The following is a 20,382-nucleotide window of genomic DNA, read 5'->3' as shown; positions in this document are numbered from 1 at the left end:
CATCCTATTCTAATTTTCTAATACTGATTTCTCCTGAATTCAGGGTTTCCGTCTGTCCAAATTGATTTCTGATCATCAAACCGCCTTCGTCACTGATGTCCAGGGCGGTTGCTACTTCCCATTCATTGTTTCTAAAAACCTTAATCTGTTTTCCCAAAACCATCGAGTGGGTTTTGTATTCCTCTAAAAAACTCCGATTAGTCAGATCGTCACATATCATTAAGACCTCGTTGATAATTTCCGCCGCCAGCCGATTACGGGTCAAGGCATCTGGTTTTGCATTAAACAGTGTCCCGACAATGTCCTCCAGTTCTTTGGGCAAGGCCGCTTCCGGCTGTTTGAAATTCAGGCCAATGCCGATGATCACAAACTCGAACTGTCCGTTTTCAAAGTTGGTCACCGCCTCGGTGAGAATCCCGACAATCTTTCGGTCGCCCATATAAATATCATTGACCCACTTGATCTGGGTATCAATACCCGTCACTTTTTTGATCGCCCGGCAAACCCCCACCGATGCGCCAGTGGTTAACAACACTGCATCCCGGGCGGCCACATCGGGTCGTAACACCAGACTTAAATAAATCCCGCTTTTGGGCGGTGAATAAAAGGAACGGCCCATTCGGCCCCGTCCCTGGGTTTGCTCTTCAGCGATAATAACCGTTCCCGTTTTTGCCCCTTCCAGTGCCAATTTCTTGGCTTCCTGATTCGTAGAACCAACGGTTTGATAGACAATCAGTTCAAGCTCCCGGTTAGTTGAGGAGAGCCAGGGGTGTATCCCTTCTGCCGACATCCGGTCCGATTCGCTTTTTAACCGGTAGCCTTTGTTGGTGGTGGACTCTATTTCGTAGCCCGCTTCTTTTAATCCTTTGATGGCCTTCCAGATGGCCGATCGGGAGACATTCATGGTGCTGGCCAGCACTTCTCCTGAGAGATAGGTTTCGCGATTTTCTTCCAAGGTTTGTAATAATTTTTGTTTTGTCGACATTTCATCACCTCTTGTTGGTATTCTAACCAAAAAAAAAGCGATTGTCAACCATTTTGATTTTAATGGTCGACAATCGCTTTTATCGCTTGCTTATTTACTGGGCCAGCACTGCCAGTGCCTTGACAATAATATCAAAATTCTTCGCCATGCTGTCAATGCTCCAGAATTCATCAGTCTGATGACAGGTGTTGATCTCACCGGGAAAGACGCCGCCAAAAGCTACGGCGTTATCAAAGGCCCGGGCATAGGTTCCGCCGCCCGAGACAATCGGACCGCTGGTATCCCCAGTATAGTCGGCATATACTTTTTGCAATGAGGTGACCAGAAAACTTTCCCGATCCACATGCAGCGGCAGGGTTTCATGATCCATTTTGAGGGAAAAACCCAGATCGCCGGTGGCTTTCTGAATCGCGGCGCAGAGTTCGCTGCTCTTCATCGTCACCGGGTAGCGGATATCACAGCGGAGCACGGCGATATTTTCATCCCCATAAGCAATGGCCGGATTAAGGGTCAGATCCCCTGACACCTGATCAGACCGGTTAATTCCAAAACCTTCCGGCGTCGCCCGATCAAGCAGCTCCAGCAACGGATGCTGGATGCCCGCCGCCCGTAATTCTCCCGCCAGTTTTAGTAGCGCATTATCACCTTTTTGCGGATCGGAAGCATGAGCGGATTTACCCCTGGCTTCGTAGCTCTGACCATTGTAATCAGCCCGGGCAACATCCGGAACCGAATTAATCTGTTTACCGCTGCTTAGGTTTAGCACCGGTCGGCCAGCCTCCAATTCTTTTTCGAAAATCACATTCATGATACCCTTTTCCGCAAAAATAACCGGGAAGCCGGAATCCGGCGAGAAGGCGTAGACCGGTGTTTCTTCAGTTTCTTTGTAGCGTTTCATACAAGCCCAGCTGCCACCTTCTTCATCGCCGCCGATAATCAGGCGAATCCGTTTATTGATCGGGAGCTGGGCCTCTTTCAGGGCTTTCAAGGCAAACAGGGCAATGATGGTGAGCCCTTTATCGTCCAATACCCCACGGCCATAAACCGTATCGCCGTCAATAGTCAAGTCAAACGGCGGCACGGTCCAATCATCGCCCACTTCCACCGTATCAACATGCGTGATCGCTGCTACCATTTCCGGGCCTGCTCCGAATTCCACGTAACCACAATAGCCGTCACAGTTTTTGGTGGTCAAGCCGAAACTTTTACCCAACTCTAACACGTAATTGATGGCCTCATTGATCCCGGTTCCCAAGGGCGCTTCTTGAGTGACCGCTCCAGCGTTGGCGTTCACCGACTTTATTTGTAACAGCCCTCGTAGGGCCTCTAACACTGCTTGTTTATCAAAATGAATGGTCATGTTTTCCCCATTTCTGTCGCTATGATTTAGGGTTGCCCCATGGCTCCCCTTGCTATTATTGTACCAGACTTTCCAGGGCTTTGGTGATAATATCAAAATTCTTGTTCATGCTGATTATGCTCCAGTACTCATCGGTCTGATGACAGGTGTTCGGTTCCTCGGGGAATCGCCCTCCAAAAGCCACGGCGTTATCAAAGGCCCGGGCGTAGGTACCGCCGCCAATCGCCTTGGGGCCAGTCGTATCCCCAGTATAGTCCTCATATATTTTTTGCAGGGCATCAATAAGATAACTTTCTTTCTCAATATGTAACGGTGGCAAATCATAATTGATGTTAACCGAAAACCCCAGAGGGGTAACGGCTCTTTCAATGTGGTCACGGATGTCGGTTCCTTTCATGGTTACCGGATAACGGATATCGCACTTTAACACCGCCTTTTCCTGATTGACATTGGCAATTGATGGATTGACAGTCAGTTTCCCGGAAATTTCATCTTCAAAATCGATATTCAGTCCTTCCGAGGTGGCAATATCGATAAGATCCAGAAAAGGGTGTTCCAATCCCAGCATTCTCAGCTCACTGGCCAATAAAAACATCGCATTGATCCCCTCATGGGGCTGAGATGCGTGAGCGGGTTTACCAGTACTTTCATAAACAGCATCACTGACAATGGCCTTGGCGTAATCGGGAACAGTATTGATCTGATTGCCGCTGAAAAAGCCCAGGTTGTGAATGGCCGGCTCCAGATGCTTTTTGATGCAGACATTCAGAATGCCCTTTTCGGCATAAATGGCCGGATACCCGGAATCTGGTGAAAAGGCATAGGTCGGGGCTTCTTCAGTGGCTTTGTAGCGGTTCATACAATGCCATTGTTCCCCTTCTTCATCGCCACCGATAATCAGCCGCACCCGTTTATTGATCGGCGCACCACTATCGGCCAGGGCCTTCATGGCATAAAGCGCCACCAGGGTCGGACCCTTGTTGTCGATGGTGCCCCGGCCATAGGCTTTGTCCCCGTCAATGGTCAGATCAAAGGGATTCACGGACCAGCCGTCCCCCACCGGAACGGTGTCCACATGGGTCAGAATGCCGATCATTTCTTCGCCCTGACCCATTTCGATATAACCGCAATAGCCGTCACAATTTTTGGTTTTAAAACCGAAGCGCTCGCCCAGTTCCAGAACATAGTTGATGGCCTCATTAATGCCCATTCCCAGAGGTGCCCCCGGTATCACCGGCCCGGCGTCAGCATTGGTCGAATCAATTTGCAGCAACCCCTTCAGGTCGTCTAACAGGTCTTTTTCCTTAAGTTTATAGTTCATCTTTTTTTAATGATGCCTCTCCAATATATTCAAAACGTTTTTGTGTAACGCCATCTTTTTCGATGATTTCGCTCCACATCGCAGCCGGTCGAACCCAAAGTCCACCTTCACCATACAGCGGCCGGTAAATTACCATGGCTTCCAACGTTTCACTGTGGCTGCCAACCCCGATCACTTCATATTCATTGCCCTTATAATGCCGATATCGGCCGGGTTTGATTATCTCTTGTTTCACCACTAATCACTCAACTTTCGCTTTCTTCTTGCCGTAAGTCGTGATATTATATACAAAGATTCTTAAGAAATTACCAAACTTTTCTTAAGCCTATCGATCAATTTCGGTTATTATTTTTTATACAAAGGAGCTTCTTATGCAAAAATGTTTTTCCTGCGGTACTGAACTTGAAGACGACGATATCTATGAAGTAAAAGGCAAGATTTTTTGTGATGACTGTGCCTTAGGCCAGCATAAACTGGTGCAAACCTGTGACCCCAGTGCTGTTCACAGTGCCAAGCTTGATCGCCAGCGATCCGGCCACACCGGAACCCAGGGCCTGACCCCCCGTCAAAAAGAATTCTATGACTATATCGTCGCCAATAATGGGGTAACCGTTCCCCAGTTTATTGCAAAATTTGGTCTGACCCCTGAGGAAGTCAGCGCGGAGCTCAGTGTTTTAAGGCATTCGGAACTTGGCAAAGGACAAAAAAGAGCCGACGGTGTTTATTTTGTAACCTGGGAATCCTGATTTTTTAATACCAATAAAAGTGCTGGACGAATTTTTTTAGTTGGCACTTTTATTGTAGATTATAAAAAAACTTTAAAGGAGATTTTATGAAAACGAGACAGGAAATTAAAGCACTCGCCAAGCAGAGCTTTTCCGAGAATTACTGGGTCTGCGTCGGCGCAACGATCCTGGCATTTGTTGTGATTGGTGCCGCTTCCGGGGTGACTTCCTTTTTGGGTGGTCTGGGCGGTCTGATTGTCTGGGCGCCGATGATGGTTGGCCTGCAATTTTTTTCACTCTGGATTTACCGCGGTGAACTCCCCGCTCCGACCATTGAAGATATGTTTAAAACCGGCTTTTCGGATTTTGGACGAAAACTGGGGGGCATGCTGTGGATGGAATTATTTATTTTTCTCTGGTCCCTGCTTTTTGTAGTACCCGGCATTATAAAGTCCCTCGCCTATAGTTTTACCCCCTATATTCTGGCTGAATATCCCAACGTTCCGGCTACCGAAGCCGTTAAAATTTCGATGCGGATGACCCAGGGCCACAAGGGCGAAATTTTTATGATGTCCCTCAGCTTTCTGGGATGGTTTTTACTGAACGGATTTACCTTTGGGATACTTGGCATTTTTTATGTTAACCCCTATTTTTTTACCAGCATGGCTGGACAATATGAAGATCTCAAGGAACTGGCGCTTCAAAATGGCGTCGTCAGCCTTGATGAACTAGCTTAAGTTTTATCTGCTTAATTAAGACCCTGTTATTTGAAATTTTTTCAAATAACAGGGTCTCTTTATTGTTTTATTCTATTCTGTATTCTCAATACCCCCGCAATACTGATTGATTAGCCGGTTGGCCTTTGTTTGGCTTAACCCCAGTGATAAACCCAGCTCGCGACTGGTAGGATGTTTTTTATAATAATCTCGGATAACTGATTTTTTGACACTTTCAATAATATATTCGAAAGAATCAGGATTGATTCCTTTAGGTTCTTCTATTTCATCCAATATAAACTCAGGCAGATGATTTACCATAATCGTGTTTCCACTGGTCATGATAAATAGCAGTTCGACCAGATTTTTTAATTGTCTGACATTTCCTGGCCAGGAATATTCAAGAAGGATTCCAATCACATTTGGTGAAAAATCTTTTACCTTTCCGTATTTCTTATTGTTTTTATTCAAATAAAATGACAAAAGTGGTAATATATCATCCCTTCGCTCTCTAAGAGGAGGAATCGTCGTTTTCGAAATATTGATACGCCAATATAAATCTTCGCGGAAACGCTTTTCTTTAACAAGTTTGTCCAAGTTTTGATTTGTTGCTGTAATAATGCGGATGTCAACCGATTTAATCTCTTGGCCGCCCACCGGAATAAATCGTTTGTTTTCAAGCACATCCAACAGTTTTGCCTGCAAACTCGGTGCTAAATCTCCAATTTCGTCTAAAAACAAGGTTCCCTGATCAGCCATTTCAATCAGTCCTATTTTTCCTTTTGGGTTAGCGCCAGTAAATGCATACGGCGCATAACCGAAAAGCTCTGACTCTAAAAGATTTTCCGGAATTGCTGCACAATTAATTTGGATAAATGGTTTGTTTTTCCGAGTACTGTTTTCATGAATAAATTCAGCCATCAGACTTTTGCCGGTACCCGATTCTCCTAAAATCATGACTGGTACCTCCGATCCTGCCACACGTCTCATCTGCACCATAATTTTACAAAAATTATAACTGTATCCGACAATCTCGCTTTGAAATTTGCTTTTTCTCTTTTCAACGGGATTATTTTTTATTTCAAAAGCATCAATATCAATGTTTTTATAACTGATGTCATATTCTTTAGCTTCTTCCTGAACAATACACAATACAAAGCTGATCTCGCCGTCATCATCAAAAACTGGTGTCACGATGGTTGTTATTTCTTTTCCCGTGATCAAGTATGTTTGTTGTGCAAATATGGTTCGCCGTTCTTCCACACATCTTTGAATGGCCGGAGGACTCCACTTGCCTCTCCAAAGATCATGGTTGTTTTTTCCAATAATATCCTCCGGTTTAAGACCATAGTTTTTTATCGAGTTTGGATTTACATAAATTATTTTTCCTTCTTTATTCGTAACATAAATTTCGTTACAACTATTTTCTAATATATCAATATAGAATCGCTTATCCAAACTGTTCAGATAATCCCAATATTCTGCACTATGTTTAAAGCTAGTTTCTTGCATATTCCCTGACCTCAATACCTCTCATTTTTGAACCAATTTTGACTCATAAAGTTCAACTAAACACGTCTTATTATATAATTATAACTCAGAAACCTCAAATCATTTAATCGTTTTCTTTGTAATATCAATCATTTTTATGATTTTTAACACTTGGCACGTTCCTTGCTTTAAATATTTGTATTAATCAAAATAAAATTATAAGGAGAAAAAGAAATGTTAAAAGGCAATCTATTTGATCAATTCTATTCTAAAGATGATGTGGAGCTAATTCATGAAAGCATTATGCGTGTATTAACGGAAATTGGTGTTAAGATTGAAGATGAAGAAGCACTTGAAATTTTTAAAAACCATGGGGCAAAAGTAGAGGGTGATCTCGTTTATATATCCGAAGACTTGTTAATCAAATCCCTATCAACAATTCCAGAATCTTTTGAAATTGTTGGTGTCGAAAGCAAATTGACGCTGGGTATTGGGCAACCATTGGTTGTGGCTCCTACCAATGGTTGCCCCACGATTGAGGATTTTGAAGGAAATTATCGCAATACAAACGCTGATGACCTGGTCAATTTTTACAAAATCATCAATACTAGTGATGTATATGGCATATCCAGTATGGTTGCTGCCGATATCCCCGGTTTCGAAGATATTCCTGATGAATCTGCCATGGCTCAAATGGCTATGCTGGCCAAATATTCTCGAAAACCGATGTATAATATTCTAGGTATCACACCACATAATTATAAGAAGGGGAATGCAAAAGTCGGCTCCCGGGCTTGTATTCAACTAGTCAAAGAGTATCTGGATAATCATCAGGATTATGTTTTGTACAGTGGAATGTGTGTACTTCCTCCTTTAACCGTCGGGGGGGATGCGATCGAACATTATCTCGCTTTTGCTGAAGAAAAACAACCTGTCAATGTCACAACCTGCTCAATGTCCAACATGACCGCACCGCCTTCTTTAATGGGTTCCATTGTCGCTGACTTTGCCAATATGCTGGCTGTTGCTGTACTCATCCAGTTAAAATCCCCGGGTCTGCCAGTGGTATTCAGTCCCTTCTCTTCCATCGCTGACATGAGAGAAATCCGTTTGTCTACCGGAGCACCTGAATTTATGCTGATTTGTTTAGGTCATTTAGCAATGGGCGATTATTATCGCATTCCAATGCGAACTGGCGGTTCTCTGGCGGATGGTTTTACTTTTGATTATCAAGCGGGTGTAGAAAGTACCCTGGGGGCATTATCCGCAACATTAACCAATGCCTGCATCCTCCCCCACGCTTCCGGAGACTTGTCTAACTTTAACCTCTTAAGTTATCCAAAATTTATGATGGATGAAGAAATGCTTCGGTATATGCGTCGTATCCGCGAAGGCGTGATGATCTCAGAAAAGAAGGCCAATATTGACCTCTTGAAAAAGATTGGCCCCCGAGGCAACTTCCTGCAGGGCCGAACCCCAAAAGACTATAAAGAAGAAACCTATCTAACAACACCCGTGTTTAATCGAGGTGCTTGCAACGAAGACGGGCGTAATAAAGCCGGCGACATCAAAACGCGAGCTAAACAAGTTTATGACCAGCGAATTCAAAGTTATGAATTACCGGACATAACTAAAAAACAAAAAGAAATTCTAAATAAATACCTTCCCAAAAAATATCAATATTAGGATACTGACGGGAGCGATGCAAGTCGCTCCCCAATGAAAAAGGAGAAATCTCATGAATAAAAAAGAAGTAACCTATCAGAACCTCAGTAAGTGGCACCGGTTTCTGTTGATTTTTATCTCAGGTGCGGGAAGCGGGATTATCTATATCCCAATTTATATGAAAAATGTATTTTATGAGCCCCTGTTAATCGGCCTGAATATTTCAAATGCAGAATTAGGCTTTCTATCCGGTATGTACGGTATCATGGCCACTATTCTATATATTCCCTGCGGAATATTAGCCGACAAAGTCCGGCTGCGAACTTTAGCATGGGTTGGATTTGTCAGTACTTCATTGTTGGTATTCTGGTATGCTACCATGCCATCCTACACCATACTGGTTCTGATTTTTGCCCTTTTTGCCTTTACCACAATCCTGCTCTTCTGGGGTTGCCGCTACAAGTTATTACGTTTTTCCGACTCGGAAGAAAACTATCCGGCCGTTGTCGGATTCAGCTATGCCCTTTATGGATTAGGGGGATTAGCGATTAATTCTGTCGCCCTGATTATATTTAATGCAACCCCCGATTACGTTATTGGTGTTCAATATGCACTGATGTTTTTAGGTGCTGTTATTTTAGCTCTTGGGATTCTGTCATTTTTCGCGATTCCCCGTTTTGAGGACGAAATTGTCACTGATCCGGCAAAAAAATTCAATATCAATGAAATGCTAACAGCCATGAAACATCCCGGCGTCTGGCTTGCAAGCATTACCTTATTCTTTGTCATGATTGTCTATATGGGTATGAATTACACAACTCCCTATATGACTGACGTATTTCTTGCCCCCTTAACCTTAGTCGGTATCGTCGGGATGATTCGATATTATGGTATTGCCTTGATTTCAGCACCATTATTGGGTGGTATTGCCAAGAAAAACAACTCTCCTTCCAAAACGATTCTAGTTGCAATGATCGGGGCTGCAATTTGCTGTTTTGCTCTTGTTTTTCTACCTCAAACTGCCAGTTTTTTAATTGCCTCAATTGTCATTATTCTGGTACTTGGTTTTCTGGCTAACGGAGCTTACGGAATTGCCTCATCAGTCTTAACCGAAACTCATGTCCCTCCTCACATTTTTGGAGCTGCCACCGGAATGCTCTCGGTCATCGGATTCTTGCCCGAAAGCTTTATGCATCAACTCTTTGGTAGTTATATTGATCAATATGCCAATGGTGGTTATACCATCATTTTCAGTATCCTTGGGGTAAGTGGTGTTATCGCAGTCATCTGTTGTGCTGCAACCCAATTATATATAAAGAAGTCACTCAACCAAAAAGAAAATATAAACCTGGAGCTTTCTTAATTTCAAATAAATCTATTCGTCATTAGTTTTCATTTTTCTACGGGTATAGGTAATTGTAATATTACAATTACCTATATCCACAAAATTATAACGGAGGTATACCTTGAATAAACCAGATAACGCAACAGCAGATAAAACAATGATCGGTATCGTTCTCGTATTTGTAAGTATAGTTTGTTTATGTTTATTTATAGCTCCTGATTATTCAAAGTCATCGATTCAGTCAATGAATTACTTTATTACCAGCAATCTTGGGTTTATCTATATCTGGATTGTTCTGATTTCAATTGTTCTCTGCCTCTATCTGGGCGCCGGACAATATGGTTCTATCCAATTAGGAGCAGGGAAAAAAGAGTACAGCGAATTTTCATGGGCTTCGATGATGTTCTGTGCTTCCATGGCCGCTGGTTTCATCTATTGGGGTAGCATTGAATGGGTTTTTCACTACATGGAACCGCCTTTCGAAATTGCACCCTTAAGCACCACCGCGGCAGAGTATGCTTCAACGCTGCCTCTTTTTTATTGGGGGTTCTCAGCTTGGAGTGTCTATTTGATTCCCGCCGTCGTCTTCGCTTTTGTTCACTATAATCTGAAACAGGAAAAGTTTGATGTGAGTAATGCCTGCCGACCAATTCTTGGTGATCGCGTCGATGGTCTGCTTGGTAAGTTTATCAATATTTTTTTTCTATTCGGTATTATAGGCGGTGTCGGAACCGCACTCGGAATTGGTTCACCTTTAGTCTCCGCCTGTCTTAATAAGCTTTTTGGATGGGAAGACACTAATCTTCTTCGCTTTGGTGTAATGGTTCTTGTTACCATTATTTTTACCATCAGTGCCTATAATGGGATAAAAAAAGGGATTAAAATCCTAAGTGATATCAATGTTTTTTTAATGCTGGCAACTGTTTTATTTTTATTTGTGACGGGGAATACCGTATTTATTTTGAAAATGCAAACCACCTCACTTGGAATTTTATTAAGTCAATTTGTTAAGATGAGCACTTATATGGATCCCATTAATAATAGCGGCTACACCGAATCCTGGACGGTTTTCTACTGGGCCTGGTGGATGTCTTATTCTCTGTTCATGGGATTATTTATTGCCAAAATATCTAAAGGTCGTTCAATTAAACAAGTCATTTTTGGTGGTCTGGGCTATGGCTTCTTGGGTTCATTCACCTTCTTTTCAATATTCGGCAATTATTTCATGGAGCAACAGCTTAGCGGAACATATGATGTAGTTAAAGGCGTCCTCGAAAATGGTGGACCTACTACCGTTGTTGATATATTTAGCAAGGCTCCTTTTGGGCCGATTCTGGTCTTTGTTATTCTGATAACCTCAATCATATCAATGGCAACTAATTTTGATTCCGCTGCTTACACAATGGCTATGGTCTCCTCAAAAAAAATTCAACTGGGCCAACGCCCAGGTAAAAAACTAACAATTTTCTGGGCTCTTTGTTTGGCTGCTATACCCATGACTTTAATGATTTTTGGCGGTTCACTCATTGAGCTGCAAACCCTATCGATTATTCTGGCTTTGCCAACCTGTGCAATATACATCGTTTTGATTCTCAGTTGTTTCAAACTATTGAAAGAATATGTTTCGAATACCCAAAAATAAAACCTGGCAATTTCCACCCAATAATGTCACTAAAAAACGAACTGCTATTAACATCGCAAATTGCGAATTAACTGGCAAGACCACTATCTACGTATATATCAATCATTCTGATTTTTATATAAATTTATTAAGAGGAAGGTTATAAAAATGATGGATTTAAATGTATTAACTCAAGCACTTGGAGATTTGGAAGATGATGTCGTTATGGAAATGTTGAAAGAACTATTAGCTACCGCACCATCGGAAGCAGAAGCATTAGAAGCAGTTACCGCTTGCCAGGCTGGGATGGCCATTGTTGGCGATCTGTTTGAAAAGGGCGAGTATTTTGTTGGTGATCTTATTTTTGCCGGAGAGTTACTGACTGAAGCAATCACTGTTCTGAAACCAGCACTGGGTGGCGATGGATCAATGGTACAGGGCACCATTCTGATTGGTACTGTGCAAGGCGATTTACATGATATTGGAAAAAACATCTTTAAAAGCATGATTGAATCCGCTGGGTTTGAAGTCATTGATCTTGGCATTGATGTTAAAGCAGATGCCTTTGTTGAAAAAGCACTTGAGATCAAACCAGATGTTATCGGTATGAGCGGTGTACTGACATTGGCTGTTGATTCAATGAAAAATACGGTTGAAGCCCTTAAAACCGCCAACATCGATGCCAAAATTATCATCGGCGGAAATCCGGTAACTCAAGAAAGCTGTGAATTTGTCGGTTCTGACGCTTATACTAACAATGCCGCAGAAGGTGTTAAGATTTGTCAAGGATGGCTTTAGAATATGTCAATAGATTTGATTATCTACTAAACAGTATTAAGAAAAATAGATAAGGAGACTTAAATGATTATTATTGGCGAAAAAATTAACGGCACCATACCAGTTGTAAAAGAAGCCATCGAGAAGAGAGATGCAGCTTATATTGCCGACCGGGCCATTAAACAGACAACTGCAGGTGCGAATTTTATTGATGTTTGTGCAAGTACTGCCCCAGAACATGAGATTGAAACGCTGAAATGGCTGATGGATGTAGTACAGGATGCTACTGATACGCCACTCAGCATTGATAGTCCAAATCCACGAGTTATCGAAGCAGTTTTTAAATATGCCCAAAAGCCAGGAGTGATCAATTCGATTTCAGAGGAAGGGGACAAGTGTGAAGTCCTACTCCCGCTTTTGGAAGGTAATACCTGGGAAGTGGTTGGTCTGACCTGTGATAACAACGGAATCCCGAATGATTTGGAGACTAAAGTTAACATAACCAAAACAATGGTAGAAAAGGCTGCTAAATACGGCATAACCCCGGATCGCATTCACATTGATCCCTGTGTTATGGCGCTATCAACTGATCATAATGCCTTATTAAATTTTGTTGAGGAAATCAGAACCATCAAAGCACTATTTCCTCAGATTCATGTAACGGGTGCAATCAGTAATATATCTTTTGGATTACCGATAAGAACCCTAATTAATCAAACCGCTATGTCATATGCACTCCAGGCAGGTATGGACTCAGCTGTCCTGGATCCCATGAATCTTGACATGATGGGAACGATCTTTGCAGCTAATGCATTGCTTGGACAAGACAAACATTGCAGAAAATACAGTAAAGCTTATCGCACCGGACAAATCGGTTCGATAAAAAAAGACCTTAGGAAGCCTTAATCTTAAATCATAGGAACACACTAGTAAAACTCATGCACTTCGAATACTTATCGGATATCGATTGGTATTTCGAAGTGCATTTTAAATTAAAAACCTAATTCTTCCTATTTGTCTAATTTGCTATTTCATTGATTAAATTGACCATTTCAATGGCCGTCAGGGCACAGTCGTAGCCTTTATTGCCGGCTTTGGTTCCGGCCCGTTCAATCGCCTGTTCAATGTTTTCGGTGGTCAGCACCCCGAAGATCACTGGTATTTCTGACTGCAGGGAGACATGGGCGACACCCTTTGACACTTCACTGCAGACATAATCATAATGAGTCGTGGAACCGCGGATCACGGCCCCCAGACAAATAACGGCATCATATTTTCCCAGCTTGGCCATTTTGGCCGCAATCAAGGGAATTTCAAAGGCCCCCGGTACCCAGGCCACATCAATGTCCTCTTCCTTGACATCATGACGCTTCAAGCCATCAATCGCTCCGCCAAGCAGCTTCGACCCAATAAACTCATTGAACCGCGCCACCACAATCCCCACTTTAATTCCCTTTGATACTAACTTACCTTCATATACATTCATCGTCTTCTCCTCTATAATAATTTTTGTTATCTAACTTTCAAAACGATAACCTAGTACCGACAATTGTTACATCATGTTGTTTGCATCAGAGCGGACACGGCCCAAGCCTGTCCGAGTCCGCGGCAAACAACAGATTAACAATTGGTCGGTACGGCAGTTTATCACTAGGTTTTAGTTATAATTTAAAATATGGCCCATTTTTTCCTGCTTGGTTTTCAAATAAAACAGATCGTGGCTGGATGCTTCCATTTGAATGGGAACCCGCTCCACCATTTCCAGCCCGAATTCTGACAGACCATCCATTTTCTTAGGGTTGTTGGTTAGCAGTCGGAGTTTTTTTATGCCCAGGTCGCTTAAAATCTGGGCCCCAATATAGTATTCCCGCAGGTCTTCCGGGAAGCCCAGTTCAATATTGGCCTGGACCGTATCCATGCCCATATCCTGAAGCGCATAAGCTTTTAATTTGTTAATCAGACCAATGCCCCGTCCTTCCTGACGCATGTAGAGCAGTACCCCCCGACCTTCTTTTTCAATGGCGGTCATCGCTGCCCCAAACTGATCGCCGCAATCACAGCGGATCGAACCAAAGGCATCGCCGGTTAAGCATTCAGAATGAACCCGACACAGCACCGGACTAGCTCCGCTCACATCGCCCTTAACCAGCGCCACATGATGTTCCCCATTAAGCTTATTGACATAACCATAGGCCATAAACTCACCGTATTTAGTCGGCATTTTAGTGATCGTGACACAATCGACCAGTTTTTCATTTTGTTTGCGATAATCCTGGAGATCCTTGATGGTGATAAATTTCATCTGATGGGTCTGGGCAAATTCAATCAGTTCCGGTGTCCGCATCATGGTACCATCTTCCCGCATGATTTCGCAGCACAGACCGCATTCTTTCAACCCGGCCAATTTGACCAGATCAACAGTGGCCTCGGTATGACCGTTTCGTTCCAACACCCCGTTTTCCCGGGCCACCAGGGGAAACATATGGCCGGGCCGGCGGAAATCTTCTGGTCTGGCATTCTCGTCAACGCACTTGATAGCGGTAACCGAACGTTCGGCGGCGGAAATGCCAGTGGTGGTATCGACGTGGTCGATCGACACGGTAAAAGCGGTGCAATGATTGTCGGTGTTATCCGTCACCATTTGGGGAACGGCTAATTTTTTGACCAATTTTTCGCTCATCGGCATGCAGATCAACCCTTTGCCATAGACGGCCATAAAATTGACGTTTTCGGTGGTGGCAAATTCAGCTGCACAGACAAAATCGCCCTCGTTTTCGCGGTCATCATCATCGGTCACGATGATAATTTTACCGGCTCGTAAATCTTCCAGTGCTTCTTCAATGGTATTAAATTTAAACATAGTACCCTCTCTTATTCTGAATTGTAAAGTTTTACCAAACACTACCGTACCGATCAATTGTTAATCTGTTGTATGCTGCAAGCTCGGACAGGCTACGCCGTGTCCGCCTTGATGCATACAACATGATCTAACAATTGTCGGTACTAAGTTATTCCTTTTGACTAGCTCACGTTTTTCAATAATATTTCATTTTAAAACCCGGCCTCAGTCAGAAAATCAATGGTCAACCCACTGGGCTTTTCCGGGTGGTGGTCTGTTTTGGGCGCTGGGTTCATCAACAGCTTTTCGATATATTTGCCGACCAGGTCGTTTTCCAGATTGACCGGATCGCCGGGTTGCTTGATGCCCAGGATCGTCTGCTTAACGGTATGGGGAATGATGGACACCTTAAAGCTGGCGGCGGTTATTTCAGTCACCGTTAAGCTGATGCCATCAATGGCAATGGAGCCTTTTTCGATGATGTATCGGAGTATTTTCGGCGCAGCCTTAATCTCAAAGATCACCGCATTATCATCTTTGCTGATTTGAACAATGTGACCGGTTCCGTCAATATGGCCGGACACGATATGTCCTCCGAAACGGCCAATGGCGGGCATCGCCCGTTCCAGATTGACTACCGAGCCGCCTTTTAGATCGCCCAGATTGCTGCGGTTCAGGGTTTCACTCATGACGTCAGCCATCCACTTATTGCCGCGGAGCTGGGACACCGTCAGACACACCCCATTCACCGCCACGCTGTCGCCCAGTTTTAAATCATCCATGATGACCGCACCCGAAACCCATAGCTGGGAAGACCGTTGCCCCTTAATGACCGCCGTGATTTTGCCAATTTCTTCGACAATTCCTGTAAACATGTCTTTACCTCTTCACATATTCGAGGCAGATATCCGCCCCGAAACTTTTTATTTTTCGGTCCGTAAACTGGAAGGCCTCCGCTGGATCTTCCAGCCCCGGGCCTTCCACCGGAGTTTTGGCCGCCGCGCCGCCAAATATCTTAGGAGCCAGATAAACCTGCAGCTGATTGACAATGCCGCTTTTTAAAGCACTAAAATTCAGGGTGCCGCCCCCTTCCAGCAGAATACTGTCAATCCCTTGCTGCCCTAATTGCACCATCAATTCCTGGAGATTAAGATGATCCCCGGCTGGCGGAACAGCTAAAATTTTGCAGCCCATTATTTCAAACCGCTTTATTTTATGCTGATCCCGGGAGCAGGTGGCCAGATAGGTTGGTATTTTCCGGGCCGTTGCCACGACCTGTGCTGTCAGCGGGGTCCGTAAATGGGTATCGCAGATAATTCGGCTGGGGTTTTTGCCATCCTCAATCCGGCAGGTCAGTAGGGGATCGTCCTGTAAAACAGTGTTGACCCCGACCATAATTCCGGCAACTTCACTGCGGGTCTGATGGACCGCCTGCCTGGCCGCTGCCCCGGTAATCCACTTCGATTTTCCAGTATGGGTGGCAATTTTACCATCCAGGGTCATGGCGTATTTCATTAACACGTAGGGGGTTTTCGTTTTGATATAGTGAAAAAAAACGGTGTTTAGTTCCTGACACGCCTCTTCCCGCACCCCGGTTATCACCGTGATCCCCTGCTGTCTGAGGATCTCAATCCCCTTGCCACTGACCAGCGGATTGGGATCGGTAGACCCAATGACCACCCGGCTGATTTTATTGTCAATAATAGCCTCGGTACATGGCGGCGTTTTGCCATGATGACAGCAGGATTCCAACGTCACATACAGGGTTGCCCCGGCCGCCGACTGGGTGCAGGCCGCCAGGGCCTGGCGTTCGGCATGAGGCCCGCCATATTTTTCGTGATAGCCGCGGCCGATGATCACATCATCTTTAACGATCACCGCTCCCACCAGGGGATTCGGATTTACCTGGCCGCGGCCTTTTTGCGCCAGGTCGATGGCCAGATCCATATATTTTTGATGATTTTCCACACGTTCTCCTCTCTCAAAAAACAAAAATGCCCTGAACATTTATTCAGGGCAACGGGTTTATTTGCAGGCTACATCACTTTGTATAAATGTTTCCTTGTTATAAAAAAAGCTCTGAAATGATTACCATTTCAGAGCTAAATAAACAAAGACATATGCAAAACAACATGCAAAACTTTATTATCTTCTTTCATCCAGACTTTAACTGTCGGCCTCGGAATTACACCGAATCATACCTTGCGGCTCGTGGGCTATACCACCGGTAGGGAAACTATCCCTGCCCTGAAGACTTCATATTTAATTGATTAAACTTTAACATAATTGATATATTCCTGTCAATATGTTAAAAATTAATTTTCTTTACGCTCTTTTTCGTTTATAATAGGAACATGAAAAAGCAAGCTAAAACTAACATATTAGAGATATTGACCGAACCTTCAATGAAAGGATGGAACGCCAGTGCAGTGGTTTAAAAAAAGCCTGATCCGACGGATCGGAACAATTGTAATCGGATTTATTTTTGTCGCCTTTGCCGTTTATGGAATCATTTCCATCCAAATGCTGAGTGATTTTTTTGAGGCCAACAGTAAGGAAGCCTTATCCCAGGATGCGCAGCAGATTGCCACCGAAATTGACAAGTTTATTGAAAAAAATGTTGTCATCGTCGAACAGATGAAAACCAACCAGGATTATCAGGCTGTTACCGAAGGCCTCAATACCCGGGAGGAAAAACGTCAGCACCCGCTTTTCAATGTGATAACCCAGGAACTCCAGGCGATTAAGGCTTCCGATCCGAATATTTCGCTGGCTTACCTCGGCATCACCAAGTCCAACGATCTGATTTCTTCGACCCCCGAGTTTGATCCCAAACCAGATTATGATCTGAACAAACGACTCTGGTATATTGAAACCTTAAAATCCCGGGGCGTAACGGTCACCAGTCCTTATATTGATATTGTCACCGAAAAGATGGTCGTTTCCATCACCACCCCAATCCTAAAAAATAACAACGTGATTGGCGCCATGGGCATTGATTTACAGGTTTCTGATATTTCGAAACTGATGGATGCCTACAAGGTCGGCAACAATGGCTATACCCTATTAATTAATAAAGATGGCAGTATTTTTTACCATCCTGATGATCGCCAGGTTTCAGCTGTCGATCAAACCGACCCCTATGCCTATCTCGAACCCTATATGACTCAGATCACCTCGGGTAACAGCGGCGTCATTGAATACAGTCTGGCAAATAATGCCAAATATATTGCCTATGTGCCCACCCAGTCATCCAACTGGATTGTGGCCACCGTAATCCCCCGTTCCGAAGTCCTGGCCCCGCTAAATCAATTTATTTTCAGCCTTTTCTTTATTTCACTGGCGCTGCTTTTTTTGATCGCTCTGTTTATCAAACGGATGACCCGGCTTATTTCCGAACCGATTGTGACCATTTCAGACTCGGTCGAAACCTTCAGCCAGGAAGATCAGGAAATCAATCTGCCAGATGACCTTTATAGTCGTGAGGATGAGATCGGTATTTTATCCCGGGGGCTGAAAATGATGAGTCACCGGATCACCCAATACATTGAAGAAGTCCAAACCAACAATGAGGCTCTCAACGAAGAAATTAACAAACGCCGGGTTGTCCAATCCCAGCTGGAAATGATCCTGGAATTACTGTCCGGTACTGACGAAGGTATCTTTATCCTGAATGACGATTTTTTCTGTATCTACCACAACGCCGCCTTTTCCAGAATTATCGGTATCCCAGGAGCCGAAATCCCGGCGCTGAACTTGTCTGAGAATAATATCCTCATCGATCAACCATTAATTGACAGCCTGCAAATGAATCCGGTCTGGTCTGGTGAAATTGAATATGCTCAGAATTCCGCAGAAACCCTGTTTCTTTTTTTGCGGATCAGTAAGGTTCAAAATGGAGGTGCTGATTATTATATCGGAAACATCACCAATCTCACGGCCCATAAGCAAATCGAAAAAGATATTTACTATCTGAAATATTTTGATCATCTGACCAAACTGAACAACAAGGTGTTTTTGGATGAATCGGGAGTGGAACTCATCAGTGGGGACACCGACAATGCTTCCAGCCATGCCCTGATCCTGATCAACATTGATAATTTCAGAATTATCAATGAAGCAAAAGGCTTTGATTTCGGCAATAAGGTTCTGATTGCCCTGGCCAATCGGCTAAAAAATTTGATCAGCGACCAGGATGTGCTGGCCCGTTTGGGTAATGACGAGTTTGGCATCCTGAAAGCCCATGTTTCTTCCAATGAAGATTTATATGAGTATATTCTGGACTTAAGCAAAGAGCTGGAAAGACAAATCGCCATTAATGATGAAGAACTTATCATTGACGTCAGCATCGGGATTAGTCTCTACCCCAGTGATGCCAACCATTATGCTAAACTTCTAAAAACTGCCGCTTCAGCCCTGAACAATGTCAAAGCCAATAAGGGCCGCCGTTTTGAATTCTATGACAAGGAAATTAATAGCCTCTCAATTCAAAAATATGAGATGCAAAACAAACTGCGAAATGCCCTGAGCAACCAGGAGTTTATTCTCCACTACCAACCCCAGGTGGATATGGCCACCAATCAAATCATTGGCCTGGAGGCTTTAATCCGTTGGAACAGTCCCAATGGTATGGTTCCTCCGGGAAGTTTTATTCCCATTGCCGAAGAATCAAATCTGATTATCCCCCTTGGTGAATGGGTGCTGGAGAATGCCTGCGAATTCGGAAATAAACTGGCCGCTCGAGGTTATCAAACCCCGATTGCAGTTAATCTGTCGATGCTTCAGTTTAAGGCCCCGTATATCGGGGAATTGATCCAATCCATTTTGACCCGAACCAAGCTTCCGCCAGAGCTATTGGAGCTGGAAATCACTGAAGGGATTCTGATGGACAATGAGGATGAATGTGAATCAATCCTCAGTGAATTCCACGGGATGGGGATCCAAGTCTCCATCGACGATTTTGGAACAGGTTATTCCTCTCTGAGCTACCTGAAAAAATTTGCCGTAGATAAGATCAAAATCGACCGTTCCTTTATTAAAGGGATCCCCCATTACGACAACGGCACCATTGCCAAGGTCATCATTGAACTGGCTGGCAATTTCAATCTTCAGGTCATCGCCGAAGGGGTGGAAACCCCAGAACAGATTGACTTTTTACTCAAAAATAATTGCCATATCGCCCAGGGCTTTTACTACGCCAAACCGCTTGGCGAAGATGAGCTGCTGGCTTTTATGGAAAAATATCGAGTAGCTAGAAATCCGGGTAATTAGTCCGGATTTCTTTGCTCTCACAGAACCGTGCTTACGTTTGCCGTACACGGCTCCTGAAATCTCTCACCGAATTAATAATAATTCGACAGTAACCCAACTTTATATTGACATAAATCGATGAGTCCCAGATCTTCAAAGTACTGGTTTGGGAGTAACATATGGATGATATGGACATTTGAATTCTTCCATTTCGTCACGGCCATCTTTTCACCACTACCTTTGATTCCCTGTTTTCTCATTGCCTTATGCATGGCTTTATATGTTTT

17 protein-coding genes, 1 pseudogene and 1 riboswitch are annotated in these 20,382 nt (G+C 43.8%); of the genes and pseudogenes, 8 read left to right on the top strand and 10 right to left on the bottom strand.

Annotation, left to right across the window (positions count from 1 at the left end):
* Positions 1-4: 4 nt before the first annotated feature.
* The 4 genes from A3KS_RS0115260 to A3KS_RS0115245 all read right to left on the bottom strand — a co-directional run bounded on the left by A3KS_RS0115260 (position 5) and on the right by A3KS_RS0115245 (position 3,901).
* Complete coding sequence (locus tag A3KS_RS0115260; protein ID WP_026395638.1) at positions 5-985, bottom strand: biotin--[acetyl-CoA-carboxylase] ligase; 981 nt, start codon at positions 983-985, stop codon at positions 5-7.
* A 94-nt stretch (positions 986-1,079) separates the two neighbouring features.
* Positions 1,080-2,345, bottom strand: a complete 1,266-nt coding sequence (locus A3KS_RS0115255) for a Sapep family Mn(2+)-dependent dipeptidase (protein WP_026395637.1) — start codon at positions 2,343-2,345, stop codon at positions 1,080-1,082.
* Between the two features lie 55 nt (positions 2,346-2,400).
* The gene (locus A3KS_RS0115250; protein ID WP_026395636.1) at positions 2,401-3,666 is read right to left on the bottom strand and encodes a Sapep family Mn(2+)-dependent dipeptidase; all 1,266 of its coding nucleotides are present in this window, start codon (positions 3,664-3,666) and stop codon (positions 2,401-2,403) included.
* Positions 3,656-3,901, bottom strand: coding sequence for a DUF1653 domain-containing protein (locus A3KS_RS0115245; protein WP_026395635.1), 246 nt, complete (start codon positions 3,899-3,901; stop codon positions 3,656-3,658). The genes A3KS_RS0115250 and A3KS_RS0115245 overlap by 11 nt, the downstream gene beginning before the upstream one ends.
* A gap of 136 nt (positions 3,902-4,037) precedes the next feature.
* Here A3KS_RS0115245 and A3KS_RS0115240 point away from each other — a divergent pair, with 136 nt between their 5' ends.
* A complete protein-coding gene (locus A3KS_RS0115240; RefSeq protein ID WP_026395634.1) occupies positions 4,038-4,412 on the top strand; it encodes an LIM domain-containing protein in 375 nt (124 codons plus the stop codon).
* An 86-nt stretch (positions 4,413-4,498) separates the two neighbouring features.
* Complete coding sequence (locus A3KS_RS0115235; protein ID WP_026395633.1) at positions 4,499-5,128, top strand: DUF975 family protein; 630 nt, start codon at positions 4,499-4,501, stop codon at positions 5,126-5,128.
* Between the two features lie 72 nt (positions 5,129-5,200).
* On the opposite strand, the gene A3KS_RS0115230 is transcribed toward A3KS_RS0115235, so the two are convergent.
* On the bottom strand, positions 5,201-6,619 hold the full coding sequence (locus A3KS_RS0115230) for a sigma-54 interaction domain-containing protein (protein ID WP_026395632.1): 1,419 nt from the start codon (positions 6,617-6,619) through the stop codon (positions 5,201-5,203).
* A 213-nt stretch (positions 6,620-6,832) separates the two neighbouring features.
* Between A3KS_RS0115230 and A3KS_RS0115225 the strand changes: the two genes are divergently transcribed.
* From A3KS_RS0115225 to A3KS_RS0115205, 5 genes are all read left to right on the top strand, one after another.
* Positions 6,833-8,284 (top strand): trimethylamine methyltransferase family protein, encoded by a 1,452-nt coding sequence (locus A3KS_RS0115225; protein ID WP_026395631.1) that lies wholly within the window; start codon positions 6,833-6,835, stop codon positions 8,282-8,284.
* A 52-nt stretch (positions 8,285-8,336) separates the two neighbouring features.
* Entirely contained in the window at positions 8,337-9,626 is a 1,290-nt protein-coding gene (locus tag A3KS_RS0115220; RefSeq protein WP_026395630.1) for an MFS transporter, read from the top strand.
* A gap of 103 nt (positions 9,627-9,729) precedes the next feature.
* The gene (locus A3KS_RS21530) at positions 9,730-11,250 is read left to right on the top strand and encodes a BCCT family transporter (protein WP_084505031.1); all 1,521 of its coding nucleotides are present in this window, start codon (positions 9,730-9,732) and stop codon (positions 11,248-11,250) included.
* 147 nt (positions 11,251-11,397) lie between these two features.
* Positions 11,398-12,027 (top strand): cobalamin B12-binding domain-containing protein, encoded by a 630-nt coding sequence (locus A3KS_RS0115210; protein WP_026395629.1) that lies wholly within the window; start codon positions 11,398-11,400, stop codon positions 12,025-12,027.
* 63 nt (positions 12,028-12,090) lie between these two features.
* Positions 12,091-12,912: a methyltetrahydrofolate cobalamin methyltransferase gene (locus tag A3KS_RS0115205; protein WP_026395628.1), complete on the top strand. Its 822-nt coding sequence runs from the start codon at positions 12,091-12,093 to the stop codon at positions 12,910-12,912.
* Positions 12,913-13,024: 112 nt separating this feature from the next.
* Here A3KS_RS0115205 and ribH read toward each other — a convergent pair whose 3' ends face one another.
* From ribH to ribD, 4 genes are all read right to left on the bottom strand, one after another.
* Entirely contained in the window at positions 13,025-13,492 is a 468-nt protein-coding gene (gene ribH, locus A3KS_RS0115200; protein ID WP_026395627.1) for a 6,7-dimethyl-8-ribityllumazine synthase, read from the bottom strand.
* Positions 13,493-13,663: 171 nt separating this feature from the next.
* On the bottom strand, positions 13,664-14,866 hold the full coding sequence (locus tag A3KS_RS0115195) for a bifunctional 3,4-dihydroxy-2-butanone-4-phosphate synthase/GTP cyclohydrolase II (protein ID WP_026395626.1): 1,203 nt from the start codon (positions 14,864-14,866) through the stop codon (positions 13,664-13,666).
* Positions 14,867-15,057: 191 nt separating this feature from the next.
* A complete protein-coding gene (locus tag A3KS_RS0115190; RefSeq protein WP_026395625.1) occupies positions 15,058-15,720 on the bottom strand; it encodes a riboflavin synthase in 663 nt (220 codons plus the stop codon).
* A gap of 4 nt (positions 15,721-15,724) precedes the next feature.
* On the bottom strand, positions 15,725-16,813 hold the full coding sequence (gene ribD, locus A3KS_RS0115185; RefSeq protein WP_026395624.1) for a bifunctional diaminohydroxyphosphoribosylaminopyrimidine deaminase/5-amino-6-(5-phosphoribosylamino)uracil reductase RibD: 1,089 nt from the start codon (positions 16,811-16,813) through the stop codon (positions 15,725-15,727).
* Positions 16,814-16,988: 175 nt separating this feature from the next.
* A riboswitch (FMN riboswitch) is annotated at positions 16,989-17,104 on the bottom strand.
* Between the two features lie 165 nt (positions 17,105-17,269).
* On the opposite strand from ribD, the gene A3KS_RS0115180 reads away from it, so the two are divergent.
* On the top strand, positions 17,270-20,116 hold the full coding sequence (locus tag A3KS_RS0115180) for a bifunctional diguanylate cyclase/phosphodiesterase (RefSeq protein WP_026395623.1): 2,847 nt from the start codon (positions 17,270-17,272) through the stop codon (positions 20,114-20,116).
* Between the two features lie 71 nt (positions 20,117-20,187).
* Here the strand turns inward: A3KS_RS0115180 and A3KS_RS21525 are convergent.
* Positions 20,188-20,382: pseudogene (locus A3KS_RS21525) on the bottom strand (group II intron reverse transcriptase/maturase); the annotation flags it as partial.

The organism is Acetobacterium malicum subsp. dehalogenans DSM 11527, from assembly GCF_000472665.1.
GTDB classification, from domain to species: Bacteria; Bacillota; Clostridia; order Eubacteriales; family Eubacteriaceae; genus Acetobacterium; species Acetobacterium malicum.
This window is presented reverse-complemented; position numbering and strand designations above follow the sequence as displayed.